Origin of the sequence: Nostoc mirabile CHAB5784 (assembly GCF_020829645.1) — a bacterium.
Taxonomy (GTDB): Bacteria; Cyanobacteriota; Cyanobacteriia; order Cyanobacteriales; family Nostocaceae; genus Nostoc; species Nostoc mirabile.
Genome location: NZ_JAIVFS010000010.1, coordinates 96804 through 119077, shown reverse-complemented (window position 1 = coordinate 119077; position 22274 = coordinate 96804). Strand labels below are relative to the sequence as shown.

The window sequence follows — 22274 nt, the reverse complement described above, 5'->3', positions numbered from 1 at the left end:
TTGTTAATTGCTAATATTCTTGACAGGAAATTTTTGAGATAACCATGAAAAAGCAAACTGCTTAACCTCAGATGGCCAACCGTGCTTTCCATTAAAGAAAGCCCAATGAATTGATGGGAATTTGGCCATGATATCTTTAACTTCAGTGTCAGGAAATGTTGCGATCAAAATTTCATCTTGTAAATAATTACAAATTAAGACGTTACGTGGAGAAATAGTTGCAACTAATTCAGCATATGTAAAATTGTTAGGAATGTAAGGTAATGCCTTATACCAACTATTGCGGCTCCATCTTTCAGGATGTGGATCTTGTTTAAAAACTACGAAACCAGCATTGGCAATAACCGTATCGATTCTTTCATCTAAAGCTGCTGAAAAAATTGCATAAATAGCACCTTGTGAGTGGCCAACTAAAGCGATTTTATTTATATTGAAGCCAGACAATTTCATCGAATCAAGTAACCATGAAATCTCAGCAATATCTTTGCCAAGTGCCGACCAATTAGGATATTTTTTATAGAATTCTGTTGTATCCCAATGATTAGTGGGTTGACGTTTGCCTGTAAAGGTTAGTGTCGGGCACGCAACAATATAACCTTGCTCCGCCAACATTTTACCGTAAAACATTTCTTCTTTACCTGCCTGCCCGCAAGGTTCCTCACCGCCTACTTTGTTTGTTTCATGAATGGCTATCACAATTGCTTTTGAATTTAAGTAATATTCATTCTCAGGTTGCTTGGGATAATTGAGGATAGTGACTGGAACCCTTTCATTAAGAGGATTTTGATAAAAGTAATTGAAATCATGAATTTTAATTAAAGGGCTAGTTTCTCGTAAGGGAGATGGAGTCCCTAGAAGAGGTATGATATATTTAGAAATAAATTCAGATTTATTAATATAAGGATTTTTATACCAATATATAGGGCTGTTCACATCAGTATTACCAGCTTTAAAATTAAATAATATTAAAATGCAAATAGCAAAAAAACATATGATAAATAGAGAAAAGATATTGTTTTTTTTCATACATCATTTATTACATTAATAATGTATTAAATTTTTGAAACTATACTGCTGTATTAAACATGATCACTAAAAACCTTCTTCATTTGTCTAAAAAACCAAAATCCTCCAATAAATATAAATATTGACATACTAATCAACGGCATCACAATTCTAGTTGGTGGAAATTCGTGAAGCATTAATACTGATTGGTAGGAAATAATTATATAGTAAAGCGGATTAATAGCTAAAAATGGTTTCATTGCTGCTGGAACCATTGCTTCTGTATAGGCAATTGGACTTAGCATCATTAATATTAAAGTTAATACAGCAACAATATTTTGAATATCCCTCATATACACATTAAGACTGGATAGAATCCAGATTAACCCCATAGAGAATAATAGTTGACAAATCCACACCAATAAAAATAAAGGTGACCAAATCGAAAGCTTACCAATAATTGTTAGTACTACTAGTAACAACCCCATGCCTACTATTTGAGTTGCTTGTCCAACCAATACAGCTTTGACTGGAACCAACTCTATAGGAAACAAAGTATTTTTAATAAGATTAGAACTAGCAACTACAGAAGCAACACCATAACTTAGAGCTTCTGAAAACCCTAAAAAGGGAATTAAGCCACAAAAAATCAATGCTACATATTCATTAGAACCCAATGTGGGGAAGCGCACTTTAAATATATATAAATATACGATCGCATAGGTTCCAAGGAATAGTAAAGGATAAATAAACAGCCAAAGCAGTCCTAATATAGAACCAGCATGACGGGTTTTAACCTCATTCAGACTAGTTTGGTATAGCATCGAGCGATGCCGCCATAAAGTATAAAATGGAGGAAAAATAATTTCAGAATAAAATAGACGAAAAGAGTTAATTAAGCTTTTCAAAAAACGAAAATGGAGGGGCTTATTAATCATTTTTTCCGATATTTCAGCAAATACAAGTCAATATACTATTTTCGTAGTTTTATAACTAACCAGAAGTATGAAATAATCAAGGTCAATTCTTTATATCTATTACTAGACGCTAGACGTTTTTATTTTCCAAAACTAAAGCTTGCCTAATAGCTTCCACTACTCGTGCAATATTTGCGTAATTTAGTTCTGGCCAAATTGGTAAACTTAGAACCTCAGTTGCTAACAAATCGCTAACTGGATTTACAGGATATTTGCCCTTATAAACTGGCAATTGGTCTTGGGGAACTGGGTAATAAATCATTGAGCCAATACCTTGTGCAGTTAGATATTTATGCACTTGATCGCGATCGCCATCTAAAATCCTAATTGTATACTGATGAAACACATGACCATCAGCGAGTTCTGGTGTGACTACACCCGTTACATCTGCTAGCAGTTGGTTATAGGTTTTGGCAACTAAGCGTCTACCTTCATTCCATTGATCAATATGAGGCAACTTTACACGTAAAACTGCTGCTTGCATAGTATCAAGGCGGGAGTTATAACCCAAAACCTCATTATGATACTTCTTTTTCGCTCCATGTACCCGTAGCATTCGAGCCATTTCTGCTACTTGATCATCATCACTGGTAATTAGTCCCCCATCCCCATAAGCTCCCAAATTTTTAGAGGGAAAGAAGGAATAGGCTCCCACGTTACCAATTGTGCCTGTTTGTTTACCGATAATTGCGGTGCGAGTGCTATCTTGACATTTGTCGTTACAAGCAGAACAAGTAGCATAGTAACGTGCGCCAAATGACTGAGCGCAGTCTTCAATCACTTTCAAATTATGCCTTTGAGCAATATCCACGATCGCAGCCATGGCCGCTGGGTTCCCGTAAAGGTGAACGGGCATAATTGCTTTGGTATTGGGCGTAATTTTTGCTACTATTGCTCCTGGATCAATATTGAAACTATCTGGGTTGACATCCGCAAATATTGGTGTCGCCCCCACATTACTAATTGATTCAGCAGTGGCAAAGAAGCTAAAGGGAGTTGTAATTACCTCATCACCTTCACCAATTCCTAAAGCCTTTAACCCAATCACTAGAGCATCAGTACCAGAGTTAACAGCGATCGCATGGCGTGTCCCCAAATACGCAGCTACTTCTTGCTCAAATAGCTTAACATCTGGCCCCATAATAAACTGACCAGACTCTAAAACACGAGAAATGGCAGCCTGAATCTCTGCTTTGAGGCTGTCGTACTGGGGTTTTAGATCGAGGACGGGAATATTAGTTTGGCTCATGAAACCCTTATAACCTCTGTTTCTGATATTTTTTGATATTTAGTTCCTGTGGAGTCGATGGCATAGGCATCAGCATCAAACTTTAGCACATCGCCGTAGGCACTCATCCAACCAATAATTTTTGCTGGTACTCCTGCGGCGATCGCGTATGATGGTATATCTTTTGTCACCACAGCACCAGCGGCGACGAAGGCATATTCGTTCAAGGTTATACCACAAACGATGGTCGCATTTGCCCCAATACTAGTTCCCCGTTTCACCAAAGTTCTCAGGTAATCATTGCTGGTATTGCGCGGAAACTCACATCGGGGTGTTTTGACATTAGTAAAGACCATGCTTGGCCCACAAAAAACGTAGTCTTCTAGAATCACCCCCTCATAAAGGGAGACATTATTTTGAATCTTGCAGTAATCGCCAACTACTACGTGATTAGAAACCAAAACATTCTGTCCGAAGACGCAGTTTTGACCAATTTTAGCTTTGCCCAGGATGTGGCAAAAGTGCCAAATTTTTGTACCTTCACCAATTTGGGCACCTTCATCCACATAACTGGATTCATGCACAAAATAGTTAGCCATGTAAGAACTTTTGCGCCTCCTCTAAAATTTCTACAACTGCTACTCCATTCCAGCCATCAGAATTGGGTTTTTGACGAGTTTTCACACAATCTAAGAAGTGTTGGCACTCTATTTTTAGAGGTTCAGACGCCGCTACTTCGATGATTTCGCTCCCGTCGTCGTAATGGTTTAAATCTTGGTCGATATATTTGTGGTGGATTGTCACCGTTTGTTGCATTTCATCGTAAACCAGCATTTGCTTTTGGGCAATAACTACCGTAGTGCGCTGCGTGAATGGCCAGTACCAAGAACAATTAATCTGAGCAGATTGACCACTTTGGAAGCGGAGGTCAACTTGTACATGATCTGCAATCCCTGGTTGCAAAATAGCATTTCCCTGAGCGTGTACTTTTTGCAGTTGCGGGTTTCCTAACAAATCTAGTACCACCGAAACATCATGGGGAGCAAATGACCACCAGACATTTTCTTGTGTACGTACCTTGCCTAGTTTCAACCTTTGCGTAGCGACGTGTAGCACCTTTCCCGCCTTGCCACTGGCTAGATAGTCCCGCATCCAAGCGATCGCGGGTTGATACAATAATAAATGACCCACCATCAGAATCCGCCCTTGTTTGTCTGCATATTCGGCAAGCGATCGCGCCTCATCAGTGAGGAGCGTCATGGGCTTTTCGACAAACACATCCTTACCTGCTGCTAAGGCCGCCATTGCTAATTGATAATGGGTTGGTGCAGGAGTTGCCAATACTATAGCCGGGACATCAGTTTCTAGGGCTACTTCAAAGTCACTATAAGTAACTGTATCTGGGTAGGTTGTGGCGATCGCTTCTCGCAGACCAGGATGGGCTTCAGCGACCCCAGCTAATGCCCCTAAATTGTGGAAATTACGCACTAGGTTTTTGCCCCAGTTTCCTGCGCCGACCACTATTACTTTTTTGTTTATATAATCTGTCACCACTTAATCTTTCTCTCTACAACAGAGTTACTTTGTCACTGGCGCAATTTAGATGTCGAGTCACACCCCGTGTATCTAGAACTGCTTGAGATTTTTGCACTAAATTGACATAATCAATTTGACTATGTTCTGTGGCAATAATTACCAAATCGGCGGCGGCGATTATTTCGTCCGTTAGTTCCAAGCTAGAAAATGTCTGTCCTCGGACTTCTATTTGCGGTACGTAAGGGTCATGGTAAGTAACCGTCATTTTATCTTCCAGTAGATAGTTAATTACCATAATGGCGGGTGATTCTCGCCAGTCTTCAATATCTTTTTTATAAGCAGCACCGATCACCAATACTCTAGCTCTGGCTGGGGCAATACCTAAATTATTCAGGCATCTGCGGGCTTTTTCTCGCACGAATAGGGGCATGGAACGATTGATTTCCCCAGCTAAGGCAATAAAGTGGGTATTGAAATTGACTTCCTTTGCTTTCCATTCTAAGTAATGGGGGTCAATAGGGATGCAGTGACCGCCTACTCCTGGTCCAGGATAGAAAGGCATAATTCCAAAAGGTTTGGTATTAGCAGCATCTAGGACTTCCCAAACATTCAAGTCGATGCGATCGCACAATAGCGCTAATTCATTTACTAAAGCAATATTGACAGCCCGAAAGGTATTCTCAAACACCTTCACTAGCTCCGCAGCTTTGGCGCTACTAACAGGTACTACATGCTCAATAGTTTGCTCGTAAAATAACTTGGCAACTTCGAGTGAATATGTATCGGATGCTCCTACTACCTTGCTAGTATTTTTGGTAGTGTAACGCTGATTCCCCGGATCTACCCGCTCTGGGGAATGGGCGAGAAAGAAATCTCGTCCTTGCTGTAAACCACTAACCTCCTCTAGTAAAGGTCGCATAACTTCGTCTGTGGTTCCTGGATAAGTGGTAGATTCTAGGGTTATTAACTGCCCTGTTCTCAAGTGTTTAGCAATGGCATGGGTGACATTTTCGATGTAGCTCAAGTTCGGTGTTAAATTCTTGGTCAACGGCGTTGGGACGCAAATCACGATTACATCCATTTCTGCTACCCGGTCGAAATTTAAAACCGCTTGCAGCTTACCACTGCTGACAACTTGTTTTAATTCTTCATCTTTAATATCCGTGATGTAATTGTCAGCTATGTTAACTCGTTCAGCTCTTTTAGGATTTTGCTCAATTCCCAATACTTGATAACCAACTTTGGATTTTTCAACAGCAAATGGTAGACCCACATATCCCAGTCCAACAACACCAACAATGGCAGTATGTGCCCTAATTTTTTGTTGTAAGTTAATCAAAGTTTGAGGTTCGTTAATCATTACTCTACGGATAAGTCTACTTAATTTTCAGTTTTTACAAAAAAGAGTCACGTCGATTATCTACGAGACGCTGCGCGTAGCAAGATCCGCAAAGGAGTATGCTCCAAATTCAAAATTCAAAATCCCTATCAATAAATTCAGTTGCTCTGTATCATGAGTCTTTTTTGGTCAGGAGTCAGGAGTTAGAGGATGTTTGAAAAGTGGTCGGCTGTGATTTTAGGCACTTATTGATCCCCCCTAACCCCCCTTAAAAAGGGGGGAACCGGAATCAAAGTCCCCAAATTTATCGGGGGATTTAAGGGGTTCTAGAACCTTTTGCTACCGACAAGAAGACTTTTTAAACAACCTCTTAGAAGGGATTTGAGTGCGACAGTGGATGCCAGAGAAGAAGTTAAATCCCTTTTTTAAACAAACTCCATTGCTTTGTAGGTAGGGTTATCCTGACTCCTGAAAGCGGACAATGACAATAATGTTGAGATTTTTGTTGCAACACAAGGCTTTTTCAGCAGAGATTAAATTTACTAGTGTATTAGTTTAACAGGCTTGGCACACTTATGATATTTATCTAGTTATGAAGCGTGTAGTTTTGATTACTGGGCATTATTGGAACTCTAAACGAAAAGCTGGTTTTCACTGGTTGGCTGATGCTCTTTGGCGTCAAGGTTGGGAAGTCGTGTTTTTAACAGCAGCTTTGAGTTGGCTATCGGTGATTCGTAGAGACTATCGCCTAGCATACCCCGTGCTGCAAGAAGCAAACCAACTCCAGGAAGTGCAGAAAAAAATGTGGAGCTACGTCTGGTTCACACCTTGGCATCCAGCTAACCTGCGCTGGGATTTCCTCAACTATCTTAGCCGCAGATGGTTCCGTCTCTACGGTCAGCTTCCTTTGGGGCCAGTAGAACCAATGATCTCTCAGGCTGACCTCTTCATCTTCGAGAGTACCCCTGCTCTACTTCTATTTGAAACATGCAAACGGCTCAATCCCAGCGCCCAGTTTATCTACCGCGTGTCAGACGATTTGCGCTTATTACGTAATCATCCGGTTGTTTTAGATACAGAAAAACGGGTGGCTACCCAATTTGATTTAGTCAGTGTCCCTAGTCAGCACATTTACCGTATTTTTGCAGGACTACCCAACCTAGAATTGCATCTACACGGTATTCGCAAAGACCTTTTTGTATGGGATTATCCAACGCCTTATCAATCCTTAGTGTACCCAAACATTGTTTTTGTGGGGAACTCTCATTTTGACCGGAACTTTCTAGAGCAAGCCAGCCAATTATTTCCTAATTGGCAATTTCATATTATCGGTCCTATTCCCCATTTACCTCAAAGAAAAAACATCACTGCCTACGGTGAGTTGCCTTTTGAAGTGACAATCCCTTATCTCAAATATGCAGATATTGCTCTCCATACACTTTCCTACAGTCCTGGTGCAGAGGGTTTTAGTGATAGTCTCAAAGTAATCCAGTATACTTACTGCAAGTTGCCAATTATTGCTCCAATCTACTTGTCGTCTTCTCGTCCTCATGTTTTTTACTATCAACCTGGAGATGCTAGCAGCATTCACAATGCCTTGATTGCCGCACAAACCTATGATCGCTCCCAGATCCAAACTGATGAAATCTATTCTTGGGACGAATTAGTATGTCGCTGGCTACAAGTTACGGGCAAAAACTCAACTTGATGTGTCACGGATTCGGTTAAACTTTTATACTTAACTCAAATTATCTGGATCGACTCCCTGCGATCGCAAATACTCTGCCAATCGCTCTGCTCGTTGATATTCTTGTTCAGCCCGTTGACGTTCTTGTTCAGCCCGTTGATATTCTTGTTCAGCCCGTTGATATTCTTGTTCAGCCCGTTGACGTTCTTGTTCAGCTTTTTCTCCTCGCGTTGGTACCCAACCTGCTGCATTATACCAACGCAACCACAAACCTGTTGTCTGCTGATAAGAACCTTGCCAAAGACCCAATCCTAGTTCTAACTCTTCCAGCCATAAGCGGTTCTCTGGTAAAGATATTGCCTCGTAGCGAGTGCCTATGAGTTGAAAAGCACGCAAATGATTTTCATAGCGATCATAAACAACATAGTAGGGAACCCGCAAAATACGTTCATATACTTCCCATTTTGTTGGGGGTCGGTTTACTTCCTGCAGTGTTTTTCCTAAGTCTTCTTGTTCTGTACCTGGTGAAAGTAATTCAACTATTAAAAATGGAACAACTCCCTCTTGCCAAATGACATAACTTAAGCGTAGGTCTTGCTGTTGGCTAGCACTAGGTAGTCCTAAAACCATGTACCAATCAGGACGCTTGTACCACAAAGTATGGCGAGGGTCGTAGTAAAGATTCAAGTCACTAGCAAGCAAAATTTCCTCAGATGGATAAGTCAGAGGCTGACAAGTCTCACTGAGCAAATCCGCCTGAATGCAGTGAAATTCATCTGGCAAACCTGATTCCCCAATTAATTCACTGGGTAAATCATACATCGTAGGCATGGTTTCTTGTGGTGGACGGGGGGGATCTGTTTGATACATGACTACTACCTTATTTGCTTAACTCAAGCTATCTGGATTAACTCCTAATGATCGCAAATGTTCCGCCAACCGTTGCCAAAGCAGCTGTTCTTGTTCCAACCGTAATTGCGCCGCAATAGCCTGTTTAGTTGTTGATTTAATTTTAAGCTGTTAAGTCAGCAGTTAAAAGTTAGAAGTTAGGAGTTAGGAGTTAGGAGTTATGATTCTGCCCCTCTTCTTTGCTGAATTTATGAGAGCAGAGTCACAGATTCCGCTACACTGAGACTTGGTTTATCTGAATTGTAATCAGGCATGGAAATCGGACAAAAGGTTAAAGTCTTTCGCTTGCGCGATCGCGTCTCTGCCCCTGTTGTAAAAAAACTAGGACAAGTGGGTATCATCCAAGGCTACAAAGTCACCGATGGTGCTGGGATTGGTGTAGTGGTGCTGTTTGACGACAACACTTCTACTTGGTTTTTTGAAGATGAAATCAAACCTGTGTAGTTGTAAAGAACTCAGAACCGGGTTTTTCTTGGCATCTAAAGTTTAAAACACAGGCTGAGATTCTTTGTTGAGTGCTAAGTTGGAGTTGAAAAGACCGGCGGTGAAAATAGGAATCAAATAATGGCTCTAATATTGACATTTTTGGGCAAAGGCGGCACCGCTCGTACCAAAATTGCGATCGCCGCCGCCAAATTATTGGCAAGTCAAGGCAAGCGCGTACTCCTAGCAGGACAAGCAGAACCAACATTGTCAATTCTGCTGGGTACTCCCATTGCTGCCGATCCCCAGGAAATCGCTCCCAATTTGCAAGTAGTCCAGTTTCAAGCATCTGTATTACTAGAACGCAACTGGGACGAAGTGAAGAAACTTGAGGCGCAATATCTCCGCACGCCCATATTCAAAGACGTTTTTGGTCAAGAACTGGTAGTATTACCAGGCATGGACAATGCCCTCGCCCTGAATGCTATCCGCGAATATGATGCCAGTGGCAAATATGATGCGATCGTCTACGATGGCACGGGTGACTCTTTAACGTTGCGGGTGTTGGGTTTGCCAGAATCTCTCAGTTGGTATGTCCGGCGATTTCGGCAATTGTTTGTCAACTCCGATTTGGGGAAAACGATTACTGAATCGCCCTTAATTCAGCCGCTAATTAGCAGCTTTTTCAATGTCAACTGGACAGCAGATAACTTTGCAGGGCCCACTAACCAAGTCAATAATTTCTTAGAAAAGGGGAAAGCCGCTCTTGCTGACCCCAAACGTCTCACTGCTTTCTTAGTGACCACAGGAGATCCCATTGAGGTAGCAAATGCTCGTTATTTGTGGGGTAGTGCTCAACAAATTGGTTTAACTGTCGGTGGTGTTCTGCTTGTGTCTACTGAGACAAATGCCAACCTGTCACAGGAATTTATCCCCCTACCTGTAAGCGTCGTTCCCGACTCGCCAACAGGTGACTGGCAACCACTGATAGACGCCCTACCCAACTTTGAAGCACAAGCTCTACAGGCTCCCAAACCAATTGAAATAGATATCCACAATCGTCAAGTACGCTTATTCTTGCCAGGGTTTGACAAAAAGCAAGTCAAGCTTACCCAATATGGGCCAGAAGTCACGGTAGAAGCAGGAGATCAGCGACGCAATATTCCCTTGCCTCCAGCTCTCAGTGGCAGACCAGTTGCTGGAGCAAAGTTTCAGAATAATTATTTGATAATTTCGTTTTAATTTAGTTATGAGTTAGGAGTGAGGAGTTAGGAAAAAAACAATAATTCATAACTTTTAACTCTTAACTCCTCACTCTAAAAAAAATACGCTTTATGTCAGAATCAACTCCCATTACCCCAGACCCTAACCCAGCTGAGGCATTAGACTCAGTGGTAAATAATTCCAGCGAAAAAGCGAACGCATCTGCCGATCGCAGTGCGAAAACTAGGCAACTGCTGGGGATGAAAGGTGCAGCGTCTGGGGAAACTTCAATTTGGAAAATTCGTTTGCAGCTAATGAAGCCGATTACCTGGATTCCCCTAATTTGGGGCGTAGTCTGTGGTGCGGCTTCTTCTGGTAACTATACTTGGACACTGGAAAATGTGTTGAAGGTAGCAACCTGTATGCTGCTGGCTGGGCCATTGATGACAGGTTACACCCAAATCCTCAATGATTACTACGATCGCGAAATCGATGCCATCAATGAACCCTATCGCCCGATTCCCTCTGGGGCAATTCCCCTATCCCAGGTAATTATTCAGATTTGGGTATTACTAATTGCTGGTATTGCTTTGGCATTTGCGCTGGATGTGTGGTCTGGTCATGAATTCCCGACAATTACAGCGATCGCGATTATCGGTTCTTTCATCGCCTACATTTATTCTGCACCTCCCCTGAAACTCAAGCAAAACGGCTGGCTAGGTAGCTACGCCTTGGGTGCAAGTTATATCACCCTACCTTGGTCTACAGGACACGCTTTGTTTGGTGATCTCAATTCCACAATCGTGATTTTGACAATGTTCTACAGCTTGGCTGGATTGGGTATTGCCATCGTCAATGATTTTAAGAGTGTAGAAGGGGATCGCCAGCTAGGATTAAATTCACTACCCGTAATGTTTGGCATCACCACTGCGGCATGGATTTGTGTAGTCACAATTGATGTATTTCAAGGATTGATAGCAGCTTATCTCGTCAGCATCCATGAGAATTTGTATGCAACAATACTAATACTGTTAATCATTCCGCAAATCACTTTACAGGATATGTATTTCCTGCGTGACCCCGTGAAGAATGATGTTAAATACCAAGCCAGCGCCCAACCGTTCCTTGTTCTAGGAATGCTCGTCACTGGTTTAGCGCTGGGTCATGCTGGCATTTAAATTATACTTCCATAGTCAGAAGCTAAAAGTTGGGAGTTAGGAGTTAATATACCTTTAACTCCTAGTTTGTATCAGGACATATCGTGTTGCAACTGATCTCTTTCCTCATTCATGGGATTCAACCTTTTTTAGTCCCCATTTGCTTTGTCGTTGCTTGGACTGTAACTATTCTCGCTGTTTTGAGTCTCTGGACGGCGGCGCGAGATAGTGTGACTACAGCCAAGCAAATGCATCAAATACCCTGTAGTGGTTGCCAATTTTTTACCGACAATTACCGTCTTAAATGTACTGTACGCCCATCTATTGCCAATACAGAAGAAGCAATCCATTGTTTGGACTATCAACCGAAGACGAATCCGTATCTGTATTAGTTGGGGAGTAGGGAGTGGGAAGTGGGGAGCAGGGGAAACAGAGGAGTAGAGAAGAATAAGCATTCTCAATGTCAAATGCCCAATGCCCAATGCCCAATGCCCAATGCCCAATGCCCAATGTCCAATCACTATTGACCAATCTCTAACAATATCTTCAAAACACCGCGACTCTGAGCGTGTTCAAAAGCCGCAAGCCCTTCAATGAGGGGGTATGAAGCCTGAATCAGAGGTTGCACATCAACTTGTCCTCTGGCTAGCAACTGGAGGGCTGGGGGAAAGGGGCCACAACGGGAGCCGATGAGAGTGATTTCATCCACTACTAATGAGGAAGCATCCAGGCTGAGGTTGCCTGCATAAGTACTTTTAAGCACTAATGTACCACGGGGACGTAGGGCGCGACGGGCGATCGCAAATCCTTCTGGGTTGCCAGTGCATTCTACTGAGATATCAAAATATCCATCTGTAACAGTGTCGGCTAGACTCGTTTTGATCCCCCGTGCCTCTAAATTAGCCAGTTTGTTTCGATGACGCCCCACAGCTAAAAGTTCACAGCCAGTTAAGGCAAGTGTCTGGGCTACTAACTGCCCTAGTTTGCCATCTCCAACCACTAGCACCCGATCATTTGGATGCAATGACACTTGCTGCTGAATTTCTAAAGCTGCTGCTATAGGTTCGGTAAATGTTGCTACTTCTGTTGGCACATTATCAGGTACTAAATGTAAGTTCTCCACCGGCAAACAGAGATATTCACCAAAGGCTCCATTCCGGTTGACAATACCTAGAACTGTGCGATTTTCGCAGTGAGTTGGTTGTCCTCTGCGACAAAACTGACAATGCCCACACACAGCGTTGATTTCTCCAACTACGCGCTGGTTAACTAAATGTTCTGGCCCTTGTTCAACGACACCGACAAATTCATGCCCTAAAATACCAGTGTAAGGATAGTAGCCTCTAAGTAGTTCCAGGTCAGTGTTACATATACCTGCACGCAAGACGCGCACCAAAGCTTCTCCCTGTGGTGGTTTAGGAATGGAAATATCCGTGCGTAGTTGCAACTGGTTGTTTTCGAGCCAAAGTCCTTTCATTTCTCTTCACGTCCTTTGCCTAATTATTTTGTCATACCACTTTCAAAAATCTTTACAAAAAAATCAATCGGTTGTATTGGCGTACAAACAAATGTATGGTTCTACCCACACCTATGTCTCTGTAGTAGGTATTTCTTTAATTTTGATATCAATTTTGCTTAACCAAGTAACCAGGTCGTCTGAGTCAAGTGCTATCTCACTTCCTAAAGTTTTGATATAAAGAAGTCCGTCGCTAATAACTAAATCTCTAATTGGATACCATGAATCCCGTTTTCTAATCAGAAGTTCCAACGGAATCCCTTGTCTTGAAGTATACTTGCGATATTTCCACCAAGCCCGCCATAGAAGCACAGATTTAGTACAGTGCATCTCATAGCCTTTAGGAACTTCGCAGTATTGATACTGATAGAAACCCCGACTATCTACTTCTCCTTTGAGGAGATAACTATATTCTGCTAATGCCTGATTTATCAATTCCCACTGGGATGATTTTGGAGAAATTGAGAATTCAGATAGTGTCTTAGATAGTTGGACGGTGGCAATCACACCTTCGGCTTTTGCTATCAGTTGGTTGGTGTTATAGACTGTTTGCGCTGTCAAAGCAGGATTTGACAACAAAACTTCTTTTTTCTGAATAGAGTTTTGCACAAACTCTCGAATTAAATCTAGATTAGACAACATAAAATTATTTATCCTAAATTAAGTAGTGTGCTGGAAGCCACAACTGTACTTAAATTAGTCGCTACACTGTTATTGCACTAAAATCAGGATTATTACCAGCTTTATTTCTCTATCTGACTAGGACTTTGTTTACTTTAATTTTGGCTATGTCGCCGCTCACTAGGCTGGTTAACAAAATTAGTGTTTTCAGATAGACAATAAATTATTATATTAAATTTTTACGCCTTCGAGAAAAGGTTGAAATACCGGAATTAATTCGGGGCGACTAACTACAAGGGTGGGAAAAGAGCGATCGCTGTAATCTTCTCCGGGTGACAACGGAAATGGTTCTGATTTAAGCGATGACCATACCCCACCAGCAGCCTGGACAATTACCCAAGCCCCCGCTAAGTCCCAAACTTTTGGTGTCGCCTCAATACCACCCAGAGTAGCCGCAGTGGCAACTGTCAAAAAGTTATAGCTAGCCACACCCAACATGCGAATTTTGCAGGGAAAGCCGTTTTGAATAACTGCGGTGCTACGGGAACAGAGGTTAAAAAAGTGATTGTTGCTGGGACTATCTATACTAGTGTGGATGGGGTGGTTGTTGAGAAATGCTCCTGTTGGTGTTGCTAAACCAGATGAACCTGCCCAGAAACCATGAAAAGCTTGATTCAAGGTTGGTGCGTAAACATAACCAAAAATGGGTGTACCTCGATACAGTAAACCTAGAGATATTGTCCAGAGAGGAATACCGCGTGTGAAGTTGGTTGTACCATCTAGAGGATCAATTACCCAGCACCACTCAGTACCGGGAAATGACTGATCGCTCTCTTCGCTCAAAATGCCGTAGCCAAGGAAACTAGAAGCGATCGCATCTCGAATTTCCTGATCCGCCCATTTATCTGCTTGCGTCACCAAACTACCATCAGCTTTTTGGTCAGCCTGTACTTTCCCAAAATCTTGCATTAGCTGCTTGCCCACTCTGGTAGTGGTAATTTGGGCAAAATCTAGAATTGTTGTCCAAAAATCATTCATGGTTATTAGTCATTAGTCATTAGTCATTAGTCATTTGTCCCATACACTTTAGTCTAAATCGCTTTCCAAAACTGAAGCGATCGCTTGCTTTGTACTTGTTTGAAATTCTGTGATGTTCACCCGATTCAGAAACCAAATCGATAGTACCATTCCCACGGCTTCTAGAACGAATACCAGTCCATAAGCTAACTCTAGGCTTGGTAAAAACTTGCGTCCAACATCCAAAACTGTACCTCCGATTACTACCGCCACACCTCTAGAAAGGGACTGCGCTAATCCCCATGCCCCAATAAACGTACCTGCGGCTTCTGCTGCGGTGAGATCCAACATCAAACTAATTGCTGCCGTTGTTAAGAAACCTGTGGCTAAACCAAATAAGACCAAACCTAGTTTGAGAACTGCTGCATTAGCTGTAAATCCTGATATACCCAGCAATATTGCACAGAATGCTACCAACATACAGCCTAGACGTGCAGTTCTGCGCTTACCTAATCGTGGCACAATGAAAAAGCCCGTAACGCCGTAGGCAATCAGTAGACCCGTTCCATAAAAAATATTTAATTTGGTACTTTCCGCTAGGGGCATTTTAAACACTTGACCCGCATAAGGTTCCAAAATCGGGTCTTGCATAAATAAACTGATAGTCATCACCAGTAAAAAGGTGAAAAATATACCTGTTTGTGGGCTAGCTGTCAAGATTTTCCAAGCATTGCCTAGAGTAATGCTGTCTTCCCGGTTCACCAGTGTGGAACGGGTTAAGTATTGAGAGTACTTTTTTTCTACGCCGAATGTGGCTGCGATCGCTAAACCAAATACAATTGCTGGGACGATAGTAAACAATCTGTTGATTGCTGGCTGCAAGGTTTCTACGGTTGCTTCTGGCGTTAACTGTTTCAGCAAGCTGGCACTAATAATTGCCCCAACAATAATCCCCACCATTAGCATCGACCAAACCACACCGACTACTTTAGAACGGTTATCTTCTTCAGATATATCCACCAACAAAGCAGCAAAAGCAGTACCGCTAGCACAAATCCCTAGACCGTATATAGCGAAAACTAAAGCTAAAAGACCTGTCCAGCCGATTGTTTGGGTTGTCCATACCCAAGTACCTGCACTATTTCCAGCAACATTCATCTGCCACATTACTTGTACTGCTAAAAAGGCTGCGATCGCAAATATTGCCGCGCCCACCCAAACATAAGCTGTGCGGTGGTATCCCCATAAAGGCTTGGCATCGGAAATCTGGCCGAACCAGACACGCGAAGGAGCAACAAATAAAGGCAGTGCTAGAATTACTGAGACTAGCGTTGCTGGAATTGCTATTTCTTGAATCATGACTCTGTTGAGTACCCCCAGAGTCAAAATGGACATCATGCTCAACCCCATCTGAAATAAACCCAGCCGGAACATGGTCAGCAGGTTTACCTTTGGCACAGATAGGGATTTTGTTTGGGTATCAAATATTTCACCGCTTGCCATAGCTACTTTTTCGTATGCTTTATAGGATTTAATCTCTCTCTTTAAATAAAGATAAACCCTACCCGCTCAAAATCAGCGAACGAAAAGTGGAAGTTGCGATGCGATCGCAGTTATTTGGCGAGCAATTATACACCTCGATTAGCATAAGCTTCAGCCAAGTTAGGATTAATCTTTATGGCTTGGTCGTAATCCGCGATGTCTACGACGGGCTACGCCTACGGATAACGAGAGAATTTTAGGATGAAGTAGTGAAATGAGACTCCATTTACTATCAAATTTTTAAGCGCTTTCCTGGGTTACTCTTTGAACTGGTTGATAATCGTCCTCTGCAAGGGCAAAACTATCGCTTTGAATCAGTTGAAGTCAAAGAAACCGCTTTTCGCATCGATGGTGTGTTTTTACCTCCAGAGGATACAATATCCAGGGTGATCTTTTTTGCTGAAGTTCAATTCCAAAGAGATGAAGCCCTCTACCATCGGTTTTTTACCGAGTCCCTGATGTACCTGAACCGCAATCGTTCTCAGTACGATGAGTGGTTCTGTGTGGTAATTTTTTCATCACGCTCTCTGGAACCAAGCGATCAAAAAACTCATCGAATATTTCTCAACAGCGACCAAGTGCAGCGAATCTATTTAGATGAGTTAGGCGCGACTAATCAGCAGCCAATAGGCATCAACTTGATGCAGTTAACTCTAGCATCGGATGAAGTGATGGCAGAGCAAGCAAAGCAATTGATTGAGCAAGTAAAATTAGAGTCAACGGACACACTGCCGAAAAACGAAATACTAGATATCATAACCACAATCGCCGTTTATAAGTTTTCTTCGTTGAGTAGAGAGGAAGTTGAAGCTATGCTGGGACTGACTTTGGAGCAAACAAGGGTTTATCAGGAAGCGAAAGCCGAGGGACGAGAAGAAGGTCGAGAAGAAGGTCGAGAAGAGGGTCGAGAAGAACGGGAAGCTGAAATGCTGAAACTTACGGTGCCTCTGTTACTAAAAACAGGGATGAGTATGGAGCAGATTGCTCAACATCTCAATGTTGATATAGAAGCTGTCCAGCTTGCCATACAACAAAACACATAGAATGGACATTCTATATCTGTTGTCATATTTTTGCAAAATGAGGAGAGCTTGATTAAAATCCTCAATTGCCCTTTCATGGTTTCCAGAGCGATCGCACCAAAATATGACAGATTAAGATATGCCTATTTGATATTCAGAAGTTGAAGCAGATTTGGAAGCTTAAAATTATTCCAACTCAGAGCTACTGAAGTTTCAATAGTTAAATTTCCTTGTTGAAGGTTAATCATTAAAGCAGAACCATTTTCAAGACTATGGAAAAGGGAATCTAAAAGCTGCAATTGAGTTCGAGGAAGAGTATAGTAAACCTTATTCTTTTCAATTCTAACCTCTTTTGGTAAAGCTCCATTGGGAAGTTTACCTCCCATAAATCTTGTCCAAGCTGCAATGAGGTAACGGTAAACTATCGATTCAGTTTCAAACTGAGGGGGTTTCAATAAGCGAAGCTCCCCTTCAACGCAATCTTTATATAGCGATCGCACCCCAGCAACTACAATGAGAGTACAACTAGTGTTGTACCTTCAGAGGCTAATAAAATGAAACGGACACTCTATATTCCTGATGAGTTGTGGACACAACTTGACCAATACTTAAAAGATCACCCAGAGCAAAACCCATCAAGTGTTGTACAGGCAGCACTAGCGGAAAAGTTGCGCCCCAAAAATGGTTCAAGGCTACTATCGCTGGCAGGAATCGTGGAAAATGCTCCTACAGACGCTTCAGTTAATGAAGACTATTTGATACAAGGATGAAGCGTCTCGTTTTGGATGCAGGCCCCCTGATTGCCCTGGTTTCTGTCCAAGATGACTACCATCAGGAATGCAAAGCGGGTTTTAGTAAGTTACCAGCGTTGTTTGGTGAGGTTCTAACCCCTCTACCAGTGCTGTTTGAAGTTTACAAGTTTGTGCTACGAGAACAATCGAGCCGTGTTGCAATGACTGCACTAGGCGTCATTAGTGAGAACACAGTGACTGTACCAGTGAGCATGGAAATGTTTCAGGAGATTTACAGCATGGTTCGCCAGATACCAGACTGGCAAGGAACTTTAGAGGATGCCTCTGTTGTAGCGGTAGCTCAACTTTATGACGCTAGTGTTTGGACATTAGATTACAGAGATTTGAGTTGGTTCAAGAGTCTGGAATTGTGGTCTTTGTGATCATTACACAGGTCAGTTGAAACATTGTGAAAATGTGGTTTTAACTACGCTATTCCCTTGAATTAGTAAGATAAACTTGCCGTATATATGTCATCAAACTACTTACCTTCATCTAGTAACCAAAAAGGCATAAGCAATGAGTAAAGAATCAGCCAAAGTAATATTATGGGAAGAAAACCAAAAAGATTTTCTCAAAAAGTTCTATGATCTCCAATTTATTCCCAGAGTAGGAGAGGAAGTTTACCTAAAAAAGGAGAAATGGAAAGTAACCAAAGTTGAGCATGACGTAGAAATTAATGAGATTAATGTCTACATGGAATTAATCAAAAAAGCCAAGCAGGATAAATCATCTAATTCATAAATATAAGTAAATACACTCAACTGTTATAAAAGGGAGGTTATGAGCCTCCCTTAATTCTGAAAATAGATATATTGTCAGGTGTAATTTGTAAATCTTTAGGCAAAGCGCGATGTCTACGATGGTCACTGACTTGTACTGAGCGCAGTCGAAGTAGCTTGTCGTTCGCGCAGCGTCTCGTAGAGAAGTGCGGGCTATGACGCTCGAATACTCGCTAACGCAACGCTTACGGCGTCGCACAACAACAATTGCGGCAAAATGGTGGCGATCGCGCTGTAACGATACACTATAAAAGTAAAGAAATGTAAATAAACTAAATTTTGCAACCGTGGAAACCATCACATTGGGGCAAAATGGCCCATCTGTTACACCCTTGTGCATAGGCACTTGGGCTTGGGGTGATAAACTGTTTTGGAATTATGGCAGTGCCTACGGGCCAGAACAGTTACAAGAAGCCTTTACAGCAGCCTTAGAGGCTGGTGTTACCTTCTTTGATACTGCCGAAATCTACGGAATGGGAAAGAGCGAGAAATTTTTGGGACAATTTCTGCAACAGACACAACAACCTGTGCAAATAGCCACAAAATTTGGCCCTGTACCGTGGCGATTTACAGCCCAATCCGTCTCTGATGCTTTAACAGAGAGTCTCAAACGCCTACAACTTGAACGAATCGCCCTGTATCAAGTGCATTGGCCTTTTGCCTTCTTTTTAAGCCAAGAAACTCTGATGAATGCCCTAGCGGATGAAGTGAAGCGGGGCAGAATTGCTACAGTCGGTGTGAGCAATTACTCAGCAGAGCAAATGCGGGACGCGCATCAAATATTGGCGGCCCGGGGAGTGCCTTTGGCTGTGAACCAAGTGCGCTATTCTTTACTCACTCGTCAAGTTGAAAGCAAAGGTATTATAGCAACTGCCCGTGAGTTGGGTGTGACTATTTTGGCTTATAGTCCTCTAGCACAGGGATTACTTACAGGGAAGTACAGTATTGATAGTACTGAAACCCCCACTGGTGCGAGGAAAATAGACCCGCGATTTAAGAAAGAAGGGCTGCAAAAAATTGCCCCAGTTATATCTTTGCTACGCAAGTTCGGAGAAAAATACGATCGCACTCCTGCCCAAGTTGCTCTCAACTGGTTAATTGCTCAGGGGAACGTTATTCCTATTGCTGGAGTGAAGACGGCCGAACAGGTGCGTCAGAATGCTGGTGCTTTGGGCTGGAGATTGAGCGACGATGAAATTGGAGAATTAGAACAAGTTAGTCGTCCTTGGCTGTAGTATTTAAGACTTACGCAAAATGTCTCTCAAACTCTTATTTCTCCGTGTCGCGCCAGTTCCTTCTCCCTTGGCGCTAGCCTCTCCCTTTGGGATTCAGGGAGACGCGCAAGGGACAAGTCTCTTAACCGCAAGGGCGCACTGGCTTCTCTGCGCCGCGCCAGTTGCTTCAAGTCTCTTAACCGCAAGGGCGCACTGGCTTCTCTGTGGTAGCCGGACGGCTTGCCCTCCGGGTGACGCTCGTACCTCTCTACGAGACGCACTCGCGAACGCTTTCGCTGCGCTAACAGCAGTCGCTCATGGGGGAAACCCCCAGACGCTCGATGACTCGCTCATAGCGTTGCCATGCCGTTGGCGCAGCCTAAGAAGAGAAGGCTTTACGCTGCGCTATGCGCGGCATCGTCTCCCAATGTGAGAAGACCGCGCTGCTTCACCGCTTTGTGTTTACGTTATTCCGTAACTCTTGCGTAAGTCCTAGTATTTTTGAACTGTCTAAAAAAGCCAAAAAGTCAAGAGTCTAAAGTCAAAATCTTAACTCTTGACTCTTAACCCTCAACTTTGCCAATTTTTAGATTTGGATTTTGGATTGAAGAAAAAATTTAAAATCTAAAATCCAAAATCGATTAACTTCTAACTAACTCTTGACTAAGAAGCTGATTCTCTCGCTGTAGGTGAACCTAGCTTTTTACTAGGGGATGCAGAAGACTCACGAACACTTGTCCGCAGTTTTGGCTTGGGAGAAGAATGTCTTTCTTCATCTTCATTGCTGCTATCTGATTTCCACGCAGAACGGGGGCGCTCGCTAGAAGATTCACGACGCTTACCGAGTCTGGGTTTGGGAGCGGAGGATTCCTCTTGGGGAATTTCCACGTCTGAACTCAACCAAGCGGGGCGAGTTTGGTCATAAGCGATTTGCAGTGCAGCTGCAGCGATCGCTTGAGCATCGTATTCTTCAATTAGTTCGCTGACAATTGGCAAGAATGAAGCCAAACGCTCACCTGTCAATGCTTCTCGCACCTGTTCTTGCAATTTAAGAATGTGTCTTGCTTCAATCTGGGCGCGTGTAGGAATGGTCAGCAATTGCCAATTTTGACGGTTATGACGTTCAAATGTTTGCTGCTTGCGCCGCTCAAATGGTTGTACTAAGGAAATTGCTGTTCCTTCTTTACCAGCACGACCAGTACGACCAATGCGATGGACGTAGGTTTCTACGCTATCGGGTAAGTCGTAGTTGATCACATGGGAGAGTTGATCGACATCTAACCCTCGTGCTGCAATATCAGTTGCTACCACCCAGCGAACTTGACGGTTACGGAATCGGCTTAATAATCGTTCCCGCGCTTGTTGCGATAAGTCACCGTGGTATTCATCGACACTGTGACCAGCCCCTTGTAACTGACTGGTGAGTTCTGCGGCTGTGCGTCTGGTGCGGACAAAGATTAAAGCTGTTTCTGGATCTTCCATTTCCAGAATTGGCTGTAAAGCTTTGGCTTTTGTCCAGTGGCGGGGGATCAAGTAAGCTACTTGATTGATTTTGTTGGGAGCGGCTTTTGGCTGTTCAACGGTGACAGTCGCAGGCGATCGCAAGAACTTATTCACCAACATCCGAATCGATGGTGGCATTGTTGCCGAGAATAAAGCTGTTTGGCGATCTACAGGCGCTTGCGAGAGGATTTTCACCACATCATCAATAAAGCCCATGCTCAACATTTCATCAGCTTCATCCAACACAAACCACTTCACTTGATCGAGCTTTAAACAGCCGCGATCAAGCAAATCGATCACCCGTCCTGGAGTGCCCACAACCATGTGAACGCCACGTTTGAGTTGTAACATTTGGCGGTCAATTGACTGACCACCGTAGATTGCTAACACCCGCAATCCTTCATTGCCGATGAATTGCGCGATCGCATCGTGAACTTGCATTGCTAATTCACGAGTTGGTGTTAAAACTATCGCTTGTACAGCTTTTTGATTAACATCCAGCCGCTCTAAAATTGGCAGTGAAAATGCTGCTGTTTTGCCTGTTCCAGTTTGAGATTGACCTACCACATCACGACCGGCTAGCAATTGGGGAATTGCTTGCACTTGAATGTTAGTGGGTTCGGTAAAACCGATTTTTTCTAGTTGTTCGACACGTTCTTGGGAAATGCCTAATTCTTGAAATGAAAGAGTCATTAATTCGTCCTAAATTTTATGTAAGGATTTTGGATTAGTCATTAGTCATTAGTTATTAGTCATTAGTCATTAGTCATTAGTCATTAGTCATTAGTGAGCTAAGGGCGGT

The 22274-nt window shown here is 42.8% G+C and carries 25 protein-coding genes; 11 read left to right on the top strand and 14 right to left on the bottom strand.

The annotated features are described in order from the left end of the window. Positions 1-3: 3 nt before the first annotated feature. The 6 genes from LC653_RS09885 to LC653_RS09860 form a co-directional block, all read right to left on the bottom strand. Positions 4-1026, bottom strand: a complete 1023-nt coding sequence (locus LC653_RS09885) for a hypothetical protein (protein ID WP_229494311.1) — start codon at positions 1024-1026, stop codon at positions 4-6. A gap of 53 nt (positions 1027-1079) precedes the next feature. After that, positions 1080-1829 (bottom strand): ABC transporter permease, encoded by a 750-nt coding sequence (locus LC653_RS09880; protein ID WP_229494310.1) that lies wholly within the window; start codon positions 1827-1829, stop codon positions 1080-1082. A gap of 223 nt (positions 1830-2052) precedes the next feature. Continuing rightward, on the bottom strand, positions 2053-3231 hold the full coding sequence (locus LC653_RS09875; RefSeq protein ID WP_229494309.1) for a DegT/DnrJ/EryC1/StrS family aminotransferase: 1179 nt from the start codon (positions 3229-3231) through the stop codon (positions 2053-2055). After that, on the bottom strand, positions 3228-3809 hold the full coding sequence (locus LC653_RS09870; protein WP_229494308.1) for an acyltransferase: 582 nt from the start codon (positions 3807-3809) through the stop codon (positions 3228-3230). Before LC653_RS09870 ends, LC653_RS09875 begins: the two co-directional genes overlap by 4 nt. After that, positions 3802-4761: a Gfo/Idh/MocA family protein gene (locus tag LC653_RS09865; RefSeq protein WP_229494307.1), complete on the bottom strand. Its 960-nt coding sequence runs from the start codon at positions 4759-4761 to the stop codon at positions 3802-3804. Before LC653_RS09865 ends, LC653_RS09870 begins: the two co-directional genes overlap by 8 nt. A gap of 16 nt (positions 4762-4777) precedes the next feature. After that, positions 4778-6106 (bottom strand): nucleotide sugar dehydrogenase, encoded by a 1329-nt coding sequence (locus tag LC653_RS09860; RefSeq protein ID WP_229494306.1) that lies wholly within the window; start codon positions 6104-6106, stop codon positions 4778-4780. A gap of 571 nt (positions 6107-6677) precedes the next feature. On the opposite strand from LC653_RS09860, the gene LC653_RS09855 reads away from it, so the two are divergent. After that, entirely contained in the window at positions 6678-7793 is a 1116-nt protein-coding gene (locus LC653_RS09855; protein WP_229494305.1) for a GumK N-terminal domain-containing glycosyltransferase, read from the top strand. A gap of 30 nt (positions 7794-7823) precedes the next feature. On the opposite strand, the gene LC653_RS09850 is transcribed toward LC653_RS09855, so the two are convergent. Beyond that, the gene (locus LC653_RS09850; RefSeq protein ID WP_229494304.1) at positions 7824-8642 is read right to left on the bottom strand and encodes a Uma2 family endonuclease; all 819 of its coding nucleotides are present in this window, start codon (positions 8640-8642) and stop codon (positions 7824-7826) included. 291 nt (positions 8643-8933) lie between these two features. Here LC653_RS09850 and petP point away from each other — a divergent pair, with 291 nt between their 5' ends. The 4 genes from petP to LC653_RS09830 all read left to right on the top strand — a co-directional run bounded on the left by petP (position 8934) and on the right by LC653_RS09830 (position 11856). Further along, positions 8934-9125: a cytochrome b6f subunit PetP gene (gene petP, locus LC653_RS09845; RefSeq protein WP_118169301.1), complete on the top strand. Its 192-nt coding sequence runs from the start codon at positions 8934-8936 to the stop codon at positions 9123-9125. Between the two features lie 120 nt (positions 9126-9245). Next, a complete protein-coding gene (locus LC653_RS09840; RefSeq protein ID WP_229494303.1) occupies positions 9246-10346 on the top strand; it encodes a Get3/ArsA fold putative tail anchor-mediating ATPase NosAFP in 1101 nt (366 codons plus the stop codon). A 92-nt stretch (positions 10347-10438) separates the two neighbouring features. Beyond that, a complete protein-coding gene (gene chlG, locus LC653_RS09835; protein WP_229494302.1) occupies positions 10439-11485 on the top strand; it encodes a chlorophyll synthase ChlG in 1047 nt (348 codons plus the stop codon). An 83-nt stretch (positions 11486-11568) separates the two neighbouring features. Continuing rightward, a complete protein-coding gene (locus LC653_RS09830; protein ID WP_100901131.1) occupies positions 11569-11856 on the top strand; it encodes a hypothetical protein in 288 nt (95 codons plus the stop codon). Positions 11857-11984: 128 nt separating this feature from the next. Here the strand turns inward: LC653_RS09830 and LC653_RS09825 are convergent, their stop codons facing one another. The 4 genes from LC653_RS09825 to LC653_RS09810 all read right to left on the bottom strand — a co-directional run bounded on the left by LC653_RS09825 (position 11985) and on the right by LC653_RS09810 (position 16121). Further along, complete coding sequence (locus LC653_RS09825; protein WP_229494301.1) at positions 11985-12941, bottom strand: MDR/zinc-dependent alcohol dehydrogenase-like family protein; 957 nt, start codon at positions 12939-12941, stop codon at positions 11985-11987. Between the two features lie 111 nt (positions 12942-13052). Continuing rightward, positions 13053-13622 carry a hypothetical protein gene (locus tag LC653_RS09820; RefSeq protein WP_229494300.1) on the bottom strand — a complete coding sequence of 190 codons (570 nt, stop codon included), beginning with the start codon at positions 13620-13622 and terminating at the stop codon, positions 13053-13055. A 210-nt stretch (positions 13623-13832) separates the two neighbouring features. Then, complete coding sequence (locus LC653_RS09815; protein ID WP_229494299.1) at positions 13833-14639, bottom strand: inositol monophosphatase family protein; 807 nt, start codon at positions 14637-14639, stop codon at positions 13833-13835. A gap of 48 nt (positions 14640-14687) precedes the next feature. Continuing rightward, positions 14688-16121 carry a BCD family MFS transporter gene (locus LC653_RS09810; protein WP_229494298.1) on the bottom strand — a complete coding sequence of 478 codons (1434 nt, stop codon included), beginning with the start codon at positions 16119-16121 and terminating at the stop codon, positions 14688-14690. An 86-nt stretch (positions 16122-16207) separates the two neighbouring features. On the opposite strand from LC653_RS09810, the gene LC653_RS47885 reads away from it, so the two are divergent. Both LC653_RS47885 and LC653_RS09800 read left to right on the top strand, forming a co-directional pair. Beyond that, on the top strand, positions 16208-16360 hold the full coding sequence (locus LC653_RS47885) for a hypothetical protein (protein ID WP_229494297.1): 153 nt from the start codon (positions 16208-16210) through the stop codon (positions 16358-16360). 24 nt (positions 16361-16384) lie between these two features. After that, on the top strand, positions 16385-17203 hold the full coding sequence (locus LC653_RS09800) for an Rpn family recombination-promoting nuclease/putative transposase (RefSeq protein ID WP_229494337.1): 819 nt from the start codon (positions 16385-16387) through the stop codon (positions 17201-17203). A gap of 122 nt (positions 17204-17325) precedes the next feature. Here LC653_RS09800 and LC653_RS09795 read toward each other — a convergent pair whose 3' ends face one another. Then, complete coding sequence (locus LC653_RS09795) at positions 17326-17568, bottom strand: hypothetical protein (RefSeq protein WP_229494296.1); 243 nt, start codon at positions 17566-17568, stop codon at positions 17326-17328. Between the two features lie 168 nt (positions 17569-17736). Between LC653_RS09795 and LC653_RS09790 the strand changes: the two genes are divergently transcribed. The 4 genes from LC653_RS09790 to LC653_RS09775 all read left to right on the top strand — a co-directional run bounded on the left by LC653_RS09790 (position 17737) and on the right by LC653_RS09775 (position 19990). After that, positions 17737-17952, top strand: coding sequence for a DUF2811 domain-containing protein (locus LC653_RS09790; RefSeq protein ID WP_194003523.1), 216 nt, complete (start codon positions 17737-17739; stop codon positions 17950-17952). Continuing rightward, positions 17949-18356, top strand: coding sequence for a type II toxin-antitoxin system VapC family toxin (locus LC653_RS09785; RefSeq protein ID WP_229494295.1), 408 nt, complete (start codon positions 17949-17951; stop codon positions 18354-18356). Before LC653_RS09790 ends, LC653_RS09785 begins: the two co-directional genes overlap by 4 nt. A gap of 136 nt (positions 18357-18492) precedes the next feature. After that, a complete protein-coding gene (locus LC653_RS09780; RefSeq protein ID WP_229494294.1) occupies positions 18493-18717 on the top strand; it encodes a hypothetical protein in 225 nt (74 codons plus the stop codon). Between the two features lie 325 nt (positions 18718-19042). After that, complete coding sequence (locus LC653_RS09775; protein WP_229494293.1) at positions 19043-19990, top strand: aldo/keto reductase; 948 nt, start codon at positions 19043-19045, stop codon at positions 19988-19990. Positions 19991-20016: 26 nt separating this feature from the next. Here the strand turns inward: LC653_RS09775 and LC653_RS09770 are convergent, their stop codons facing one another. Together LC653_RS09770 and LC653_RS09765 are read right to left on the bottom strand one after the other, a co-directional pair. Beyond that, complete coding sequence (locus LC653_RS09770; protein ID WP_229494292.1) at positions 20017-20250, bottom strand: hypothetical protein; 234 nt, start codon at positions 20248-20250, stop codon at positions 20017-20019. A 382-nt stretch (positions 20251-20632) separates the two neighbouring features. Next, entirely contained in the window at positions 20633-22165 is a 1533-nt protein-coding gene (locus LC653_RS09765) for a DEAD/DEAH box helicase (protein ID WP_229494291.1), read from the bottom strand. Positions 22166-22274: the final 109 nt, after the last annotated feature.